This window comes from Gynuella sp., from assembly GCF_050297175.1.
In the GTDB taxonomy this organism is placed as follows: domain Bacteria; phylum Pseudomonadota; class Gammaproteobacteria; order Pseudomonadales; family Natronospirillaceae; genus Gynuella.
This window is the reverse complement of sequence record NZ_JBNKSF010000059.1, coordinates 74,561-94,169: the sequence shown is the minus strand read 5'-3', so window position 1 is coordinate 94,169 and position 19,609 is coordinate 74,561. Positions and strand designations below refer to the sequence as shown.

Here is a 19,609-nt window from a genome sequence, read left to right as displayed (position 1 = left end):
TATTTACGTTGCCAATAACAAAAAACCTAAAACGCACTCAAACAATTAATCTGAAGGAAGATCTTCTTCACCTTCGGATACTGGAGGTTCAGTAGATATTTGTTCACCATCTATCAACTCAACATCTCCCACACCAACATCCTTATCTTCCTCAACTCGCTCCAATCCCACTAAAGACTCATCTTCAGCGACTTTAATTAAACGCACTCCCTGAGTATTCCTTCCTAATACTGAGATCTCTGAACTACGGGTGCGAACCAAGGTCCCCTTGTCACTGATTAGCATGATTTCATCACCTTCAAAAATCTGCACAGCGCCGACCAAAGGACCATTTCGATCATTAACAATCATTGCGATCACCCCCTGGGTTCCTCGACCTTTGGTCGGGAAGTCCTGGGTTTTGGTTCGCTTGCCATAACCTTTTTCCGAAACCGTCAGAATAGTACCTTCATCATCAGGGATCATTAACGAGATCACTTCCGCTTCTTCACCCAGGCGAATACCTCTGACACCACGAGCAGTCCGCCCCATTTCCCTCACGTGTTCTTCAGAGAAACGCACAGCCTTACCATTACTCGCCAACAACAGAATTTCGTGACTTCCGTCGGTAATAGCAACTCCGACCAACTGATCACCTTCATCCAGATTCAGTGCAATCAAACCAGATGAACGCTGACGGGAAAATGCTTCCAGAGCTGTCTTCTTAACAGTTCCCTTAGCTGTAACCATGAAAACAAATTTGTTTGCCTCATAACCCTCTATCGGCAGAACAGCAGTGACTCTTTCATTGTCATCCAAATTCAGGATATTGATCAAAGGACGGCCTTTTGCTGTTCGTCCAGCCTGAGGGATTTCCCAGACCTTCAGCCAATAAACCTTGCCCCTGTCACTGAAACACATAATGGTAGTATGAGTACTGGCCACAAACAGATGAGCAACATAATCTTCATCTTTGACCTGAGTTGCCGCTTTTCCACGACCACCACGACGCTGCGCCTGATAATCAGCCAGCGGTTGTGACTTGGCATAACCACCATGGGAAATCGTCACCACCATATCTTCCTCAGTGATTAGATCCTCCATGCTGTAATCCTGCCTGGAAACAATGATTTCAGAACGGCGCGCATCCGAATACTCTTCACGAATAGCCACTAGTTCTTCACGAATAACTTCCATTAGACGCTCATAACTACCCAATATGTGAAGGTATTCCGCAATTGAATCGATGATCTGCTGGTATTCGTCAATAATCTTGTCACTTTCAAGACTGGTGAGCTTTTGCAGACGCAGATCCAAAATCGCCTGAGCCTGTACTGGTGACAAATAATACTGACCATCACGAATACCGAACTCTTCAGCGAGCTCTTCCGGACGACAGGCATCCTGCGAACCGGCACGTTCCAGCATCGCAGATACGTGACCCAACTCCCAAGGGCGATCGATCAATCTGGTCTTGGCCTCACCGCCATCACGGGAAGTTTTGATAACTTCGATAATTTCATCAATATTGGCCAGTGCAACTGCCTGCCCTTCAAGAATATGACCACGCTCTCGGGCTTTTCTCAACTCATAAACAGTTCGCCTGGTGACCACCTCACGACGATGGCGTATGAACGCCTCAACCATATCCTTTAAATTGAGAACTTTAGGTTGACCGTCGACTAACGCCACCATGTTGATCCCAAATACAGACTCCATCTGAGTTTGGGTATACAGATTATTAATCACCACCTCTGCAACCGCATCACGTTTGACTTCGATTGCAATGCGCAAACCATCTTTATCAGACTCATCCCGCAGCTCAGAGATACCTTCGAGTTTCTTGTCTTTAACCAGCTCGGCTATTTTTTCAATGAGACGCGCTTTATTGACCTGATAGGGAATCTCTGAAACCACAATGGTTTCCCGCCCAGTCTTGGGGTTAGTCTCAACGGACGTTCTGGAGCGTATATAAATTCGACCACGGCCAGTACGATAAGCCTCAACGATGCCTTTACGGCCATTGATGATTGCCGCAGTCGGAAAATCAGGACCAGGAATGATTTCCATAAGCTGGTCGATATCAATAGCTGGGTTATCGATCATGGCCAAACAACCATCGACCACCTCACCCAGATTGTGCGGGGGGATATTGGTCGCCATCCCAACCGCAATACCAGAAGAACCGTTGACCAGCAGATTTGGAACACGGGTCGGCAGAACATCTGGAATCATCTCCTTACCGTCATAGTTTGGAGAAAAATCAACCGTTTCCTTATCGAGGTCCGCCAATAAAGAATGGGCCATTTTGCGCATCCGGACTTCGGTATAACGCATTGCCGCAGGCGCATCGCCATCTATCGAGCCGAAGTTTCCCTGACCATTAACCAACGTATAACGCATTGCCCACGGCTGAGCCAGACGGACAATCGCTTCGTAAACGGGGGAATCACCATGAGGGTGATATTTACCGATCACATCTCCGACCACACGGGCAGATTTATAATAGGGTTTATTCCAGTCAGCCCCGAGTTCCTGCATGGCAAACAGTACTCGCCGGTGCACAGGTTTCAAACCATCACGAACATCGGGTAAAGCCCGTCCCACGATTACACTCATAGCGTAATCCAAATATGACTGCTTTAGCTCTTCTTCGATATTTATGGGTAGGATTTCTTTGGCGGTATCGACCATAGAAAAAAGGTTCCTTTTTCGGGTCTATCTGTTTCTATCAAATCGCGCGTTTTACAACCGTCGCAGACCCCTTCACGGCTGGCACAAATAGGCGCCGGATAATAGCATATCGGCACATTCAAGAGCCAGCGCAGTTCTGCTTTTTGGTACCAGAATCAATCACTTGCGCTGCCCTTGCCAGAATGCGGCATGCATTCACTGAGAGAATAGTTTAGCATCCGCGCATTCCATCCAAGTTTCACCGCCCGAACGGGAGAGTATCTATGCAAAAAGCCGACACCATTTTATTCAGCCGCTGGATAGTCACAGTCAACGCTCAAAGAGAAGTATTGGAAAACCATGCCCTGGTAATCGATCAACAGAAAATCAAGGCTATTCTGCCCGCTGACGAAGCCCAGCAGCAGTTTGAGGCTGGCGAAGCATTCAATCTTGGCGACAGCGTGCTAATGCCCGGACTGGTTAACACTCACGGCCACGCCGCCATGACTATGTTCAGAGGAATGGCTGACGACCTGCCACTGATGACGTGGCTCAATGACCACATGTGGCCGGCCGAGGGTAAATGGGTTAGTGAAGAATTTGTTGCTGACGGCACCAGAATTGCGATTGGCGAAATGATCCGCTGCGGTACCACAACTTTTTCAGATAACTATTTTTTCCCTGAACAAGCCGCACTCGAAGTCAAAAAAGCTGGCATTCGGGCACAACTGAACTTTCCAATCATGGATTTCCCAACAGCCTGGGCACAGAATCCGGACGAATATATAAAGAAAGGCTTGGCCCTAAGAGAGCAATACGCCAACGACGACCAGGTTCATGTAGTATTCGGCCCTCATGCTCCGTACACCGTGTCTGATGAACCCTTGGAGAAAATTGCCCAGCTGGCTAAGGACCAGGGCATTCTGATTCAAATGCACGTTCATGAAACCCAGGGTGAAGTGGATGAAAGCATTGAAAAATATGGCAAACGCCCAATCAGAAGACTTTATGATCTTGGTCTACTGGGTCCGCATATGCAATGCGTTCACATGACAGCACTGAATGACGAAGATATTCAGTTGATTGCAGAAACCGGCTCTCACGTAATGCACTGCCCAGAGTCAAACCTGAAACTGGCCAGCGGCTTTTGTCCCGTCCACAAACTTCAGGAACAAGGTATCAACGTTGCCCTAGGCACCGATGGCACAGCTTCCAATAATGACCTGGACATGTTTGGAGAAATGCGTACAGCGGCTCAACTGGCCAAAGCGGTTGCTATGAACGCCGAAGCGTTGCCAGCCGGAGAAGCACTCGCTATGGCCACAATCAATGGCGCCAAAGCACTGGGCCTGGATAAGCATGTAGGCAGCCTGGAAGTTGGCAAACTGGCGGATATCATTGCTGTTGACCTGTCCGATCTTGAAAGCCAGCCGATCTTTAGCCCGGTTTCACACTTGGTCTATGCAACCACACGCAATCAGGTCACTGACGTATGGGTCGGCGGCAAACAGCTGCTGGCAAATAGAGAGCTGACTACATTATCCAAGGCCGAGCTAATCTCTACAGCTCAAGCATGGCAAAGCAAAATTGTCGCCGCAAGATCTTAACAGCGGAGAACAGTATGAACGTTGATCAGGCTGAAATCGGGAAGTTCGAGGCCCTGGCCAGTCGCTGGTGGGACCCTGAGAGTGAATTTCGACCCTTGCATCAAATCAACCCATTACGCGCCAACTACATCGATGAGCGCTGTCCGGTTGCAGGCAAAAAGGTTCTGGATGTTGGTTGTGGCGGAGGAATCCTGGCCGAGGCATTTGCACATCGCGGTGCCACAGTAAAAGGCATTGACATGGGCGAAGCCCCACTAAGCGTAGCCAAACTCCATGCTCTCGATACCGGTCTGCAAAACGTTGAATACCAGCAGATTCTGGTTGAAGAACTTGCTGCTCAAGAGGCCGGCCAGTTCGACTTGGTCTGCTGCATGGAAATGCTGGAACATGTACCCGATCCTGCATCTGTCGTCGAAGCCTGTAGCAAACTGGTCAAACCTGGTGGGCAAGTATTTTTCTCAACCCTGAATCGCAATCCAAAATCCTACCTGTTTGCCATAATCGGTGCAGAGTACGTTTTAAAGCTATTGCCTCGCGGAACCCATGACTATCAAAAGTTTATCCGCCCATCTGAATTACAAAGCTGGACCCGACAGGCTGGCTTGATTCGCGGAGACAGTACCGGCCTGAGTTACAACCCGTTAACACGGACATACAAACTGGGCAGTGACCAAAGTGTTAACTATATAGTTCAGACTCGGAAACCCAATACCTGACATGGCTATCAATACAGTACTTTTTGACCTTGACGGCACCCTGGTCGACAGCTCTGAAGGTTTTATCCTGGCGATGAACAAGACCCTGGCAGATCATGATCAAGCCCCCATGGACGATGACAGTATCCGGGAGCTGATTTCTGCCGGAGCCAGAATAATTATTCAGCGTGCCTGGGCAGAAGAAATCAGCCGCGAACAAATAGAGCAGGTACGAAACGATTACATTCGTGAGTATCAACAATACCCAGAACGAGGCGCAACCGTTTACCCTGGCTTGTTGGAATGGCTCAAACATGCCAACAAACAAGAGATCAAACTGGGAGTGGTCACTAACAAACCTGAATGCCTGGCCAACCCCATTATCGAAAGCCTGGGGTTATCACAATACTTGGACGTCCTGATCTGTCCGGACCATGTCAAAACTGTCAAACCGGATCCAGAAGGAATTCTCTTAGCTATGAACCGGCTGGAATCAGATCCTGCCCTAACTCTGTATTGTGGTGACCATAGCAAAGATATCGCAGCCGCAGCCGCAGCCGGGGTCAAATCCCTTGCCTGCGGATACGGCTTTTATCCAAGAGAAGAAAACTTCCACGACTGGCCAGCTGACTATCATGCCGATAACTCAGAACAGGCGGTTCACATTCTTACCCAATTATGCAATATGTCTGACTAATATTATGGAATCAAAAATCATCACCAATATTGTTCCCGCAGGCTGGCAGCCAGACACCCAGGAGCTTCAGGGGAAAAACATTTTGATTACTGGAGCAAGCTCCGGTATTGGCCAATGTGCCGCAATAGAATGCGCCAAATATGGGGCTACGGTCATTCTGCTTGGTCGGAACCAGGAAAAACTGGAACAGGTTTATGATGAGATTGTTCAACAAGGTTATCCTGAACCCATGATATATATCCTCGACCTTGCTACCGCAACCGTCGACGACTACCGGACTCTCGCCCGCGCTGTCGAGGAGGAACTGGAACAGCTTGATGTGCTATTACTGAATGCAGCCATCCTCGGACAAAGATCACCCATCTCCAGCTTCAAGCCAGACGTCTGGCAACAGACAATGAAGACCAATGTCGATAGCTGTTTCTACTTGTGTCGCTACCTATTGCCATCAATACAAAAAAGCGAAGCAGGCAGGATTCTATTTACGTCATCGTCTGTCGGTAGAATGGGTCGAGCCTACTGGGGCGCTTACGCGGTATCAAAATTTGCAGTGGAAGGACTCATGCAAACCCTAGCAGATGAACTCGAAAACATCTCAACCGTGAGAGTCAACAGCATCAACCCCAAGGGCACTCAGAGCGCTATGCGGGCACAAGCCTATCCTGCCGAAAACCCTGAAACTTTAAAGTCCCCCAAACAATTAATGCCCCTGTACTTGTATTTGATGTCAAAACAAAGCCAGCACATCCATGGCCAAATGATTGACTACTAAGCTTGCTTCTATTTGGCAAAATATTGCCGGTTTAATGACTCTCCATTTAATATGCATTACTAAAAGTCAATAATTTGTCGAAATAAACCGGCTACCCCCTTTCTTTTCAGCAGGCCAATAACTGCCGGCTCCAACCCCAAATTCGGTAACATTGCCGCATATGGCAATGTTTTTCCGTCCTTTTTCATCATTTACCTGCAAATTTATAGAAGATCCAACCAGGTTTATTGATTGGCATGATTCTGGCTCCACTCGCACATAATTGCTTCACTCTTTATATCGCTGTTGGAGACGGGTTAATGAGTACCAACTATCAACCGCCAGTTTCAATTAATGAACAAAAAACATTGTTTCCCAAGATCGATCAGGGAAGTTCTGTTGAACTGGGGAGTATTACCAAGTCAGATGCCCTTCGCGATCTTCGTCTCCGTATGAGTTTGTTATTACAAACAACTCTGGACACTGAGAGATTGGTCCGGATTGTTTATGAAGAAATCAGTAAAGCAGTAGAGGTACACGGTATCAACTACCGATACCCGGGTATGCAAATCAGCATTATGGTCGGCCGTCAAAATCAACACAAAGTCACTTATCGGCTAACCGCGAATGAAGACACCTACGGTGAAATCGTATTCTGCCGCAGCCGTCGCTTTAAAGAAGAAGAACTGATGGTACTGGAATCGTTACTCGATCTGTTTATTTATCCGCTAAAAAACAGCCTGCAATATCGCCGAGCCCTCTCCTGCGCATTAACAGACTCACTCACTGGTGTAGGCAATCGGCAAGCGCTGATGAAAACATTACAGCGGGAACGGGACCTGGCAGACCGCCATGGTCAGGAATTATCTATTCTGATGATTGATATCGATAACTTCAAAGCAATCAATGACGACCATGGCCACCTCACCGGAGACACGGTGCTGAAAAATGCCGCTCAGAATATTGTCAATGTCATCCGCTCCTCAGACATGTGTTTTCGCTTCGGCGGAGAAGAGTTTGTCGTGATATTGAGCAATACTGGAGTAGAACAGGCACAAGTCATTGGTACACGGATCAATGAAAGCATCAGTGAGGGCATTGAAGTAGGCATCCACAAGAGCTCTATCACAGTCAGCATAGGAGCAGCTTTACTGGAACCCGGCATGGATGTCGAAAAACTGCTGCAATCAGCTGATGATGCCATGTATATTGCAAAGGCAACCGGTAAAAACAGAACCATAATTGCCAAAGAGCTGGCCTCCTGAGTTTATCGATATAAGCTCAGGCATTGACGCCTTTCAGCATATCCCCTATAACACCGCGATTTAGCGGACAGTCTTTCTATGAGCAAGCGTAAGCCCATTCCAATATTTAACCAGACAATTATCGAAACACATTGTCACCTGGACTACCTCAAAAACTTCGAACTGGAGACCGTGATCGAACAGGCTTCCGATGTTGGTGTTGAAAGCATTGTGACAATTGCCACTGAGCCAGACAATCTGCCCGTTGTCCTGGATATTGCTAATCGCTTCCATCAGGTTTATTGCACACAGGGAATTCACCCCCACGAAGCAGAAAAGTTTACTCCACAAACACTTACCACCATCCGTGACAACAGCCATCATGCTAAAGTAGTTGCTATTGGGGAAATTGGACTCGATTATTATTACGATCATGCTGACCGCGCGATCCAGCGAGAAGTATTTGAAACCCAGCTGGCGATTGCCTGTGAACTTCAACTACCAGTGGTCATTCACACTCGCGAAGCGGACGAAGACACCCAAGCAATATTGAAGAACTTTTCCTCCGACCTGCCACGCAAAGGCGTAATACATAGCTTCACTTCTGGCCTGAAACTCGCGGAATTCTGTCTGTCGGAAGGTTTTCATTTGGGCTTCAACGGCATACTAACGTTTAACAAAGCCGAAAATGTCAGAGAAATTCTGCGTGCCACCCCGGTTACCCAAATGCTAGTTGAGACGGATGCTCCATATTTAACACCCGTACCTTATCGGGGAGTGACCAACGAGCCCAAGTACCTGCCGTTTATCCTGGAACGAATGGCACAGGAGAAGAATGTTGAAGTTGTCAGCTTAACCCGACAACTGACTGAGAACGCCCGCTCGCTATTTCAAATCAATTGAACTCCAGCCAGCGCTGACACACCTTGGGAACAGCCTCACCAGCCCGCTCCTGGTAATACTCAAAGCCTGCAGGACGATTGCGCAGATTCAGCGCAATCACTACTTTTTCAGCATGTGCTGGAGCCAGATGAACCAAACTGGCGGCCGGCTCAACTTCCAACGAGGTTCCAACCACTATGATCTTGTCTGCTTGACTGATCAGTTCCGCAGCCTCTGACAACCCTGAAACAATTTCACCAAACCAGACGATATGAGGACGCAATTGACTGCCATGCTCACACTGATCTCCCAGTTCAATAGCCTTGCTGCCAATCTCATAAACCAGAGCCTCATCCGCCGTACTGCGCGCCTTTGTCAACTCTCCATGCAGATGCAATACAGTACTTGAACCGGCTCGTTCATGCAGGTTATCGACATTTTGAGTAATGACGAACACATCATACGCCCGCTCCAAAGCCGCGATAGCGAGATGGGCCGAATTAGGCTGCACAGTCTCAAGCTGTCGGCGTCGTTCATTATAAAAACGCAATACTAGTTCGGGATTACGCAACCAGGCTTCAGGCGTTGCCACATCATGTATCGAGTGATTTTCCCATAAACCATCTGAATCCCTGAATGTTTTCAAACCACTTTCAGCACTGATGCCCGCGCCAGAAAACACAACGACTTTCTGGCGTTCAATATTGTCTTTCAATGGTTCAACCCTCTCGAAAAAATTACGGCTGAAGCCTATCGATCAGCCACTGCCCGGTTTCATCTTTGCTGTACATGAAGCGATCATGCAGACGATTACCGCCTCCCTGCCAGAACTCAATCTCTGTTGCCTCAACGCGATAACCACCCCAAAAAGATGGCAGCGGAATATCTCCTTCAGCAAACCGGGCTTTCATTTGTGCGAATGCCTGCTCAAGCATTTTGCGACCGGAAACCTTCTGGCTCTGATGGGATGTCCAGGCCGCTATCCGGCTCTCCCTTGGCCGGGAAAGAAAATAGGCCGTGGTTTCAGTCACAGACAACTGTCGTGCGCGTCCATAGATAATGACCTGGCGCTCTAACGGCACCCAACCGAAATGCAGACAGACATTAGGGTTTTGTTCTATCTCGCTGGCCTTACGACTCCCCAGGTTGGTATAAAAAACAAACCCCCGCTGATCAAAATGTTTCAACAAAACGATGCGTTGGCTGGGACGACCATCCGGCCCCACTGTAGCCACACACATGGCCGTCGGATCTGTGTTGACTTTGGCCTTTACTGAATCTTTGAACCAGACTTCAAACTGATCAATCGGGTCAGCGAGCAGGTTTTCTCTGCGAAGTCCGCCCTGTAGGTATTCTCTTCTGATATCACTTAGATCCACAATTACCTTCCATTCCCCATGTCACTGCGTGACTATACTGGTATCATCACTGAAGTACAGATCCGTTGCTAACTTCTGATGAGGTATTTCTATGGCACTTACCCCTTCCATAATGGCCCCTCTGGGGAGTATCGCTCCAGACTTCAAATTACCAGATGGCCAGGGTCGGCATGTCAGCCTGTCTGAAGCCGCTCGTGAAAACGGTTTGTTGGTCGTATTCATGTGCAATCACTGCCCATTCGTAAAACATATCGCCGGCTTTCTTGAACCCTTACACCAAAAGCTTGCTGATATGAATATTGGGATGGTGGCGATCAATGCCAATGACATTACCGATTATCCGGAAGATGCCCCGGACAAAATGGTGGCTATATCTGAAGAGCACGGATTCACCTTCCCTTATCTTTATGACGAATCACAGACAACTGCCAGAAGTTATGACGCTGCATGCACTCCGGATTTCTTTTTGTATGACCAGGATCTGAAATTATTTTACCGCGGACAACTTGATAACAGCCGCCCGGGGAATGGCAATCCCATTACTGGCAAAGATCTGTTGGAAGCGGCTGAGGCTATTGTTGGCAAAACCGCTTATTCAGGTACTCAAAATCCGAGTGTGGGTTGTAACATCAAGTGGAAAGAATAAAGACGACAATAAAAATAAGGAGGGTCCTGCCCTCTCTTATCTACTTACTCACATGTCGGCGCGTTCTCTGGCGATTGCTTTGACGTTTGAGACGATCGTTTTTACCGGAAAACAATGACGCCCAGGGTTTGGAAGGCAAGCCTACAGACTGAGCCAGTAAGTCTACAGCCTTCTTATCCATTTCCTTCCAGGTACCGGCACGAACGTCAGGATCCATAAACACACTTCCGTAACGTACCCGCTTTAACCGCGACACTTGCACGCCCTGACTTTCCCACAACCGTCGAACTTCACGATTACGTCCCTCCATGATCACCACGTGGTACCAAACATTGGCACCACGCCCACCAAACTCCTGGATATCAGTAAAGCGGGCCAAGCCATCTTCCAACTGAACGCCTTCATGCATACGCTGAATCATGTCAATGTTGACATCACCCAGCACCCTGACTGCGTATTCTCTCTCAACATTACTGGAAGGATGCATCAAGGTATTGGCCAACTCACCATCATTGGTAAACAATAGCAGACCACTGGTATTGATATCCAAGCGCCCAACAGCTACCCAGCGCTCACCAGGTACTTTAGGCAAATGATCGTATACCGTTGGTCGTCCATCCGGATCCTTACGGGAACAGATTTCACCCTCCGGTTTGTTATATATCAACACGCGACGGACACTTTTTCTAGCCACGGAGGGAATTGGGCGACCGTCCAGTGAAATCGTATCTTCACTACTTGCCCTATCTCCCAGGCGAGCCAATACGCCATTAAGCAATACACGACCATCAGCGATCGCCTGCTCCATTTCCCGCCGGGAACCCAATCCGGCACTGGCCAGAATTTTTTGCAGCTTTTCGGTGGAATTACTGCTGTTTTCAGTCTTCTGTTTCATTATCGTCCTGTTGTTCTTCAGCCTCTGCCAGCAATTTTGCCTGTGCTGCCAGTTTAGCCTGAATAATTGCTATTTTTTCGTCTTCGCTCAGATTTTCGGTATCCATTACCGGGGGATCAGGCTGATAAGACGTCGTTTCACTTTCTGGCAGGACAGGTTCTGCCTGCTCAGGGATCAGAGCATCTTCCGTCACTGTTTCCGATTCGATAGTGGTTTTTTCTTCTGTATCAACGCCTTCCGCCGGTTCCTCATCTTCCTGCAGCGAAGCTCTCTGGGCAGCAAGCATCTGCTCAAAAGCCAAGTTGACACCATCCATCGCTGCAAGCTCGTTGCTCAATTCCTGATCAATATAGCTTTGCTCTTCACTGACAGCAGCAGCGGCCTTCATTTCATCGACGGCTTTGTCAAAATCACTGGTCTCATCTGCATCACTTTCATCACCCGCCAGATCCAACTCCGGATTAATATCATCGAGATCCTTGATCTCAGAGAGGCTTGGCAACTCAGTCAGGGATTTAAGGCCAAAATAATCGAGAAACTCCCGGGTTGTGGCATACATCGCCGGACGACCGGGAACATCACGGTGACCGACAACTCTAATCCAATCCCGTTCCTGTAATGATTTAACAATCTGAGTACTGACAGACACACCTCTGACATCCTCGATTTCACCACGGGTAATTGGCTGCCGATAGGCAATCAGTGCCAAGGTTTCGAGTGTGGCTCGGGTATAACGCTGAGGCCTTTCATCCCACAAGCGCTGGACATACTCACCAGTTCGGGCACTGGTCTGAAAACGCCACCCTGATTTCACTTCAACCAGATGAACCCCTCTACTCTGATACTCAATCGCCAACTGCTGCAGACAAAACTGCAAACATTTTTTGGAAGGTAATTGTTCAGCATCGAACAGTGTCAACATACGTTCCAGCGACAATGGTTTCCCATGTGCAAACACTGCTGCTTCGAGGATTGGAGTCAGATATTCACGGGTATAGCCTTGCCAGTCCTGTTCAGACAAAGACTGCTCATCAATCAATTCTTTCGTTCGATCCACTTCCGGCTCAATGTCTTCCACCGGCATGGTAAGAATTTCCTCAGCTGTCACTTCCTCGGCGGATATACCATCCATCGCCTGCAAGGCAGCCAGTTCATCAGCGATATCAACCTCGGATTCCGATGACTCCAGATCGACACCGTCCAACAGAGCCAGTTCATGCAGATCTGCCGTCTCAGGCATGACATCGGCAGACTGCTCCAGGCCATCTAAAGCAGCCAGTTCAGACAAATCCTGCTGCTCAGTCCGTGTCTCATCAGACTGCAACTCAGTCTGATCTACAGCAACCTCTGCGCTTACAGAGGATTGATCATCTTTTTGAGGATTATTCGGATTGTTCATATTCACCGGATTCATTTTCTGTGGTCGAGTCAGTTTTTGCTTTCACATGGATGGGACCAAAAATTTCATGCTGCAGCAGTTCTACCAGACCTTCTTTACACAGCTCCATAACTGCAAGAAATGTCACCACTACTCCAAGCTTGCCCTCATCTGGCTTAAACAAGCTGACAAAGGGTACAAAGGCGCGATCTCGCAGACGGTCAAGCACTTCAGACATCCGCTCACGAGTGGACAGGGTTTCACGCGAAATCTGATGGTCAATAAACATGTCTGCACGCAGCAATATTTCCCGAAATGCCAAAACCAGCTCACGCATTTCTATATCCTGGTACACCACCTGGGTGTTGTGATCGGAACGGGAACTCTCTCGGGTAAAAAAGTCGCGACCTTCACGATCCACCTGATCAAGATCTTCAGCGGCCTGCTTGAATTGCTCATATTCTTGCAACCGGCGAATCAGCTCAGCTCTTGGATCCTCTTCATCTTCCTCCCCCTCTTCCGTATTCCGGGGCAGCAATATCCGAGACTTAATTTCTGCCAGCATGGCAGCCATGACCAGATAGTCAGCCGCCAGCTCAAGATTGAGAGACCGCATCAGTTCCACGTATTCCATGTACTGGCGAGTAATCTCAAACACATTGATCTCTAGTACATCAAGGTTTTGCTTCTTGATCAGATACAACAACAAATCCAACGGGCCCTCAAAAGCATCCAAAAATACTTCCAGAGCATCAGGAGGAATATAAAGATCCAGCGGCAACTGCGTCATGGTTTTGCCGGAAACGACCGCAAACGGCATCTCCTGCTGAAACTGGCGGGCCATCTCCCGGGCTTCTGTCAGGCCGACTCCGCTTTCTTCCACTGTATCGGGATTTTGCGATTCCAATTCTGTCATAGACAGGTGTTATTCCAAGAAGATAAAACGGAGGGATTATAACGGGTTATCGTCGCCAGTTAATACCATCACTGATCATCCAACAATAATTACCAAGCAAAACACCAGGAAACCCCGGACTGTCACCTGCATGGACCGACTCAGAATAAGAATGGAGATACATCACCTGAGCCTTTACGGATGATCTCAGGAACTTCATCCAGCAAACTCACAATCGTAGTTGATTCGATACCACAGTAACCGCCGTCAATTACCAGATCCAACTGATGCTCCAGCAAATCCCGGATCTCCCAGGGCTCTACCATTGGCTCGGCCTCTCCAGGCAGAATCAATGAGGTACTCATCAATGGCTCTCCCAGTTCTGAGAGCAAGGCCTGGGTGATTGGATGATCAGGGATACGTAAACCGATGGTTTTTTTCTTCGGATGCATCAAACGGCGAGGAACTTCTTTAGATGCTTCCAGAATGAAGGTATAGGGCCCCGGGGTATTGTTCTTAATCATACGAAATGCGGCATTATCCACCCGGGAATAATTGGCCAGCTCGGACAGGTCTTTACACACTAACGTCAAATGGTGTTTATCATCGATCCGGCGAATCTCCCGGATACGCTCCAGCGCATTCTTGTTGGCAATCTGACAGCCCAGCCCATAACCTGAATCCGTCGGATAAGCAGCCACACCACCGGCACGAATAATCTCAGCAGCCTGAACGATCAGTCGTGGCTGCGGGTTTTCCGGATGTATTGCAAAATATTGACTCATACTCTTCCTTTATTCATTAACGAAACCAAACCATACTGGCGGCACCTCAGCGGGAAGACTGGGCGCTTTACCCAGCTCAGACCAGAATTGCCGGGGGCCGTGAAAATCACTGCCCCTTGAACCAGACAAACCATTCTGACCGGCAATCCGGGCCAGCATTTTCACCTGATTAACATCGACCCCGGCAGTAGCAATCTCAAGACTGTCACCACCGTGCGCAGCAAACTCACCCACTAGCATGGCGAGCTTACGATTGGTCATGCGATATTTTATCGGGTGTGCCAGAACTGCAACCCCACCTGCGTCATGTATCCACGAGATCACTTGAGACATTTCCGGCCACTGCACTTTGACATCGCCCAATTTACCGGCACCAAGCCACTTTTTAAATGCTTCAGCCTGTGTTCGGCAATATCCCTGGTCAACCATCCAACGGCTAAAATGAACCCTGCCCAAACTGTTCTGAGCATAAGATCTGGCACCTTCATAAGCACCGAAAAATCCTTTTTTTTCGAGCCTTTCAGCAATAATGTGAGCCCGTTTATCTCGCGCCAACAACTGTTCTGCTGTCGCTTCGGCAATAACATCCAGATCAAAGTTAAGACCTACAATATGAATGCCTACTCCGTTCCAGACACTGCTGAACTCGATACCGGTGATGATCTGCAGGCATCCGGCAGCGGCTTGTTGCAGTTCCCTGACACCGGCAATCGTGTCGTGATCAGTCAGCGCCAATACGACAACATCTTTTTCGACCGCTCGTTCTACCAACTGATGAGGAGTGAGTTCACCATCGGAGTAAAGACTGTGGCAATGAAGGTCAACATTGAGATATCTGGCATTGGAACACTGACGGGCAGTTGCTATCATGCTTGGCCTTTAAAAAAATCAAAAGTAGTATTGTATGCAATAGCACCTGCTCACACTAATTTTTGAGAGTATTGGGAGGATGAATTGTCGTTTTTGAGAAAGCACAACGCTAACATCTCAAAACAATATCGTCGACAGATAACGAACAATGAAAAACTCCCTATGACCGGAAACAATAGGGTATCCGAATTTTATTTTTTTAAGTATTGTCGCTTCAGTAATGTATGCCCACCTGTGGCGACGGTTTTTAATGTTGATTCCAACAGATAAGGATCACACATGTTTTATGCCATTATTTCCCAGGACATCGACAACAGCCTGGAAAAACGTAAATCCGCTCGTCCGGCACACCTGGCCAGACTGGAAGCGTTAAAAAGTGAGGGTCGCCTGCTTATCGCCGGCCCCTGTCCGGCCATCGACAGCGATGATCCGGGGGAAGCAGGATTTACCGGTTCAGTCGTCATCGCTGAGTTTGATAGCCTCGAACAGGCCAGAACATGGGCAGATGCGGACCCTTATGTCGAAGCTGGTGTTTACGCCAGTGTCATGGTGAAACCATTTAAAAAAGTCTTACCATAATTTAGGAAATACAATGACCAGACTCTTAGCTCTCACCGGATTATTGCTGGCGCTGGCAATGATCCCTATGCCTTCTTTTGCAGAAGACAAGTATGTGACGGATGTACTCTGGGTACCACTACGGTCAGGTGCCGGAAGTCAGTACCGTATCATCAACAAAGGTTTAAAAAGCGGCACCAAACTGGAAGTGTTGAATTACAACGACGACGAAAAATGGGCATTTGTTCGTACCCGAAGTGGCGTGGAAGGCTGGGTTCCTGACCGCTACCTGAGAAGCACACCTATTGCAGAAGTGCAGCTGGCGATTGTCGAAAAAGAACTGGCTGCATTGAAAGAGAAACTGGCCAAGACTTCAAATTCACTGGAAAACATACAAACCAATAGTGAAGAAACCGAGACTCAGCTCAGCAAACTATCGAAGGAAAAAGAAACCCTGGAGAGTGAACTTGAGCAGATCAAGAACACTGCCGCGAATGCGATCAACCTTGAAAAGCGTAATCGTGAACTGCTGGTTGAAAATGAGCGCCTGAAAAATGAAGTTGAAGGTGCTCAATTACAGGTTCAGTCTCTGACCTCCAGCCATGAAAGTCGCAACTGGATTATCGGTGGCACTATCATGCTGGTCGGCATTGTACTTGGCCTGATATTGCCAAGACTGAATTCCAGTGGCCGCAAAGACGGCTGGGCCTGAGGCAAATATCAGCCTTAGCCCATATCAGGGACGACTTATGATCCGGAATCTTTTGGCAAAACCAGGGCTCTGGCTATCATTAGTCAACAGGAACTATTTCTTGGAATTCGTTTATGTCCTGGTCTGACAGCGAAATTTCTCTGGAGTTTGACGCGGAAAATTTACGTCAATTATTGCTACAGGGACAAAAAGGTGCACAGTCCAATTACTGTCACTTTCAAATCGTCCGCTGGTGCGGGCTGTTGGTCCGGCATCTTCGACAACAGGATAACTTGCATCCGCTGATCGATATTGCAGATGATGTCGTTGTGCAATGGGAACTTCACTTGGCCACTAACTACACCGTCACACAAATGGACAAGTTTTCCCAATCGGATCTGGTATTACCCAAAAAACATTTTTCTCACTGGCTTAAACTTCTGGATAGACATAACCATGTTTAAAAAATACTTACTGATTTTCGGACTGCTATTAAGTAGCGGATCTTTTGCAGCCAACCCACAAGCAGTGATCGAAACAAGCCTTGGCACCATGACTCTTGAACTGTATGCAGACAAGGCCCCTGTCACTGTCGCCAATTTTGTCCAATACGCCAACGACCACTATTACGATGGTCTGATTTTTCATCGGGTAATTTCCGGTTTCATGATTCAGGGTGGAGGTTTTGAGCCTGGTATGAAACAGCGTCAGACCAATGCACCGATCAAAAATGAAGCTGATAATGGCTTGAGTAATCTGCGTGGCACCATTGCCATGGCTCGAACCAATGATCCAAATAGCGCCACTTCACAATTCTTCATCAACCACAAAGACAATAATTTTCTCGACTACGCCAATCCCGCAAAACCCGGGTATGCCGTTTTCGGCAAAGTGATTGATGGCATGGACACCGTAGACCGAATCGCCCGGGTCCAAACCACTCGTGTTGGTGCCTACAGTGATGTACCAGCAGAAACAGTCAAAATCATTTCAATTACCATCGAAGACAGCAAGACTGAGTGAATACCCCCCGCATCCTGCCTGCCCAGGTTTCCTGGCAGGCTGACCTCGTTCCGGTTTCCACTGTTTTTGACGACGTATACTTTTCCAAAGCAGGAGGAATCGCAGAAACCGAATATGTATTCGTCAACAGCAACCGACTGCCTGAGCGCTTTGCCCAGTTACAACCGGGGCAGACCTTTGTAATTGCCGAAACCGGTTTTGGTACGGGCCTTAACTTTTTAGTCGCTGCCTCGTTGTTCACAACCATGCAAATCGACGGGCAGATCCCGAATTCCTGTCGGTTACACTTTATCAGCGCCGAAAAACATCCCTTCCTGCTTCAGGATCTTCGTCAGATCTATCAGCACTGGCCTCAGTTCCGGGAGCTGTGTGATCGCATTTTGAATGCTTATCCCCATCTGATTCCAGGCTTTCACCGGCTGGATTTTGAGGCTCTACAACTGACGTTAATGTTTGGCGAAGCAGATCGGATGTTTTCGCAACTACAAAGTACCGTTGATTGTTGGTTTCTGGACGGTTTTGCCCCCAGCAAAAACCCAGACATGTGGAGCGACACCTTATTTAGCGAAATCGCCCGCCTGAGCCACTACCAAACCACCTTTGCCACATTTACCGCCGCGGGTATCGTCCGCCGAGGTCTGAAGGGCCAAGGTTTCGAAGTCCAAAAAACTCAAGGGTTTGGTCGAAAACGGGATATGCTTATCGGCTCGTTTTCCGGCATAGGGCCACAACTGCCAAATACTCATCCAGCCTGGTTCCAGTTGCCCAATGAACAACAAGTGCAGCGAGTCGCCATCATCGGTGCCGGTATGGCCGGTGCCAGCAGTGCTTATGCCCTGAGCCGCAGAGGCATTGCCTGTGAGGTATTTGAACAACACCAGAGCATTGCCAGCGAAGCGTCTGGTAATGCACAGGGAGCACTGTACATCAAACCCTCCTGGGAAAGTTCCTATCACAATCGTTTTTACAGCCAGGCATTTGGGTTTGCCAACCGCTGTTACCACCGGCTTGATGAGCTTGAATGGCAGTCCTGTGGCGTTCTAATCAGTGGCTGGAATGATAAGGAACGACAACGGCAACAAAATTTCAATTCCAAAGACCCCTATTCGGATTTTCTGGTTGAGCCGGTTAATCAGAGTGACGCCAGCCAGCGTGCAGGGATTGATACTAACTCGGGGTTATGGTTGTCAGATGGAGGTTGGGTACATCCGCCATCGTTATGTCAGCAATTGCTGCAGGGTGTCCGGATACACACGGGCACTCAAATTCTGAGGCTGAGCATGGAGCACGATAAGCGCTGGGTACTATCCGACCAACAAGGTCAACGTCATGGCCCCTTTACTCAGGTGATCTTTGCCAACGCCAATGCGGCCCGAAACTTTGCGGCCACGATGAATCTGCCCATCAAACCCATCCGTGGCCAGACCTCAGCCGCGACAATTAATACGGATATACCACTGACCACCGTACTGTGTGCTAAAGGCTACGTATCGCCAGTACGTAATGGCCAACTGAATTTTGGCGCAACCTTTAATCTCAATGACAACTCCACCGAACTGAGGGAATCTGATCATCAGGAAAACCTGAACAACCTGTTTTCCTGCTTTCCCACTCTGAAAAACCACCTCGATGAAACGCCGGAACTAAACGGTAGAGTTGGGTTTCGATGCACCACACCGGATTATATGCCCATCGCAGGTCCACTACCGGACTGGGACTATTATCGGGCACACTATCGCAATCTCAATCAGCGCCACAGTCGCTGGCCACAGCCGCAATATCTGCCGGGACTGTATTGCAACATCGGCCATGGCTCCCGTGGACTCACGTCAGCGCCATTATGTGGGGAAATGATTGCCGCCATGATATGTTCAGAACCACTACCGGTCGAAATCGATATCGTTGACCATCTGCACCCGGCCCGATTTATCATCAAACAACTCAAACAACAGCCTTAAAGT

20 protein-coding genes are annotated in these 19,609 nt (G+C 48.4%); 12 read left to right on the top strand and 8 right to left on the bottom strand.

All coding sequences use genetic code 11. The features are described 5' to 3' along the window. Positions 1-45: 45 nt before the first annotated feature. Positions 46-2,673 (bottom strand): DNA gyrase subunit A, encoded by a 2,628-nt coding sequence (gyrA, locus tag ACQY6I_RS22410; protein WP_428243781.1) that lies wholly within the window; start codon positions 2,671-2,673, stop codon positions 46-48. A 263-nt stretch (positions 2,674-2,936) separates the two neighbouring features. Between gyrA and ACQY6I_RS22405 the strand changes: the two genes are divergently transcribed. From ACQY6I_RS22405 to ACQY6I_RS22380, 6 genes are all read left to right on the top strand, one after another. Further along, complete coding sequence (locus tag ACQY6I_RS22405) at positions 2,937-4,259, top strand: TRZ/ATZ family hydrolase (RefSeq protein ID WP_428243779.1); 1,323 nt, start codon at positions 2,937-2,939, stop codon at positions 4,257-4,259. Positions 4,260-4,273: 14 nt separating this feature from the next. Continuing rightward, on the top strand, positions 4,274-4,975 hold the full coding sequence (gene ubiG / locus ACQY6I_RS22400; RefSeq protein WP_428243778.1) for a bifunctional 2-polyprenyl-6-hydroxyphenol methylase/3-demethylubiquinol 3-O-methyltransferase UbiG: 702 nt from the start codon (positions 4,274-4,276) through the stop codon (positions 4,973-4,975). A 1-nt stretch (position 4,976) separates the two neighbouring features. After that, complete coding sequence (locus ACQY6I_RS22395; protein WP_428243777.1) at positions 4,977-5,651, top strand: HAD family hydrolase; 675 nt, start codon at positions 4,977-4,979, stop codon at positions 5,649-5,651. 4 nt (positions 5,652-5,655) lie between these two features. Further along, positions 5,656-6,423, top strand: coding sequence for a YciK family oxidoreductase (locus ACQY6I_RS22390; RefSeq protein ID WP_428243776.1), 768 nt, complete (start codon positions 5,656-5,658; stop codon positions 6,421-6,423). 299 nt (positions 6,424-6,722) lie between these two features. Further along, complete coding sequence (locus tag ACQY6I_RS22385; protein ID WP_428243774.1) at positions 6,723-7,667, top strand: GGDEF domain-containing protein; 945 nt, start codon at positions 6,723-6,725, stop codon at positions 7,665-7,667. A gap of 78 nt (positions 7,668-7,745) precedes the next feature. Beyond that, a complete protein-coding gene (locus tag ACQY6I_RS22380; protein ID WP_428243773.1) occupies positions 7,746-8,549 on the top strand; it encodes a TatD family hydrolase in 804 nt (267 codons plus the stop codon). On the opposite strand, the gene ACQY6I_RS22375 is transcribed toward ACQY6I_RS22380, so the two are convergent. Further along, positions 8,542-9,243, bottom strand: coding sequence for an SIR2 family NAD-dependent protein deacylase (locus ACQY6I_RS22375; protein ID WP_428243772.1), 702 nt, complete (start codon positions 9,241-9,243; stop codon positions 8,542-8,544). The genes ACQY6I_RS22380 and ACQY6I_RS22375 overlap by 8 nt on opposite strands. 22 nt (positions 9,244-9,265) lie before the next feature. Then, positions 9,266-9,907, bottom strand: coding sequence for a pyridoxamine 5'-phosphate oxidase (pdxH, locus tag ACQY6I_RS22370; protein WP_428243770.1), 642 nt, complete (start codon positions 9,905-9,907; stop codon positions 9,266-9,268). Between the two features lie 91 nt (positions 9,908-9,998). On the opposite strand from pdxH, the gene ACQY6I_RS22365 reads away from it, so the two are divergent. Then, on the top strand, positions 9,999-10,553 hold the full coding sequence (locus ACQY6I_RS22365) for a thioredoxin family protein (protein ID WP_428243769.1): 555 nt from the start codon (positions 9,999-10,001) through the stop codon (positions 10,551-10,553). Between the two features lie 40 nt (positions 10,554-10,593). On the opposite strand, the gene rluB is transcribed toward ACQY6I_RS22365, so the two are convergent. The 5 genes from rluB to ACQY6I_RS22340 form a co-directional block, all read right to left on the bottom strand. After that, entirely contained in the window at positions 10,594-11,448 is an 855-nt protein-coding gene (gene rluB / locus ACQY6I_RS22360; protein ID WP_428243768.1) for a 23S rRNA pseudouridine(2605) synthase RluB, read from the bottom strand. Then, positions 11,432-12,847 carry an SMC-Scp complex subunit ScpB gene (gene scpB / locus ACQY6I_RS22355; RefSeq protein ID WP_428243767.1) on the bottom strand — a complete coding sequence of 472 codons (1,416 nt, stop codon included), beginning with the start codon at positions 12,845-12,847 and terminating at the stop codon, positions 11,432-11,434. Before scpB ends, rluB begins: the two co-directional genes overlap by 17 nt. Then, positions 12,831-13,742, bottom strand: coding sequence for a segregation and condensation protein A (locus ACQY6I_RS22350; protein WP_428243766.1), 912 nt, complete (start codon positions 13,740-13,742; stop codon positions 12,831-12,833). Before ACQY6I_RS22350 ends, scpB begins: the two co-directional genes overlap by 17 nt. Positions 13,743-13,882: 140 nt before the next feature. Then, complete coding sequence (locus ACQY6I_RS22345) at positions 13,883-14,506, bottom strand: L-threonylcarbamoyladenylate synthase (protein WP_428243765.1); 624 nt, start codon at positions 14,504-14,506, stop codon at positions 13,883-13,885. Between the two features lie 9 nt (positions 14,507-14,515). Next, positions 14,516-15,376: a PHP domain-containing protein gene (locus tag ACQY6I_RS22340; protein ID WP_428243764.1), complete on the bottom strand. Its 861-nt coding sequence runs from the start codon at positions 15,374-15,376 to the stop codon at positions 14,516-14,518. A gap of 279 nt (positions 15,377-15,655) precedes the next feature. On the opposite strand from ACQY6I_RS22340, the gene ACQY6I_RS22335 reads away from it, so the two are divergent. From ACQY6I_RS22335 to mnmC, 5 genes are all read left to right on the top strand, one after another. Further along, on the top strand, positions 15,656-15,955 hold the full coding sequence (locus ACQY6I_RS22335) for a YciI family protein (protein ID WP_428243763.1): 300 nt from the start codon (positions 15,656-15,658) through the stop codon (positions 15,953-15,955). Between the two features lie 13 nt (positions 15,956-15,968). Further along, positions 15,969-16,646: a TIGR04211 family SH3 domain-containing protein gene (locus ACQY6I_RS22330; protein ID WP_428243761.1), complete on the top strand. Its 678-nt coding sequence runs from the start codon at positions 15,969-15,971 to the stop codon at positions 16,644-16,646. Between the two features lie 113 nt (positions 16,647-16,759). Continuing rightward, positions 16,760-17,089, top strand: coding sequence for a hypothetical protein (locus ACQY6I_RS22325; protein ID WP_428243760.1), 330 nt, complete (start codon positions 16,760-16,762; stop codon positions 17,087-17,089). Continuing rightward, entirely contained in the window at positions 17,082-17,648 is a 567-nt protein-coding gene (locus tag ACQY6I_RS22320) for a peptidylprolyl isomerase (RefSeq protein ID WP_428243759.1), read from the top strand. Before ACQY6I_RS22325 ends, ACQY6I_RS22320 begins: the two co-directional genes overlap by 8 nt. After that, the gene (gene mnmC, locus ACQY6I_RS22315; RefSeq protein ID WP_428243758.1) at positions 17,645-19,606 is read left to right on the top strand and encodes a bifunctional tRNA (5-methylaminomethyl-2-thiouridine)(34)-methyltransferase MnmD/FAD-dependent 5-carboxymethylaminomethyl-2-thiouridine(34) oxidoreductase MnmC; all 1,962 of its coding nucleotides are present in this window, start codon (positions 17,645-17,647) and stop codon (positions 19,604-19,606) included. Before ACQY6I_RS22320 ends, mnmC begins: the two co-directional genes overlap by 4 nt. Positions 19,607-19,609 lie beyond the last annotated feature (3 nt).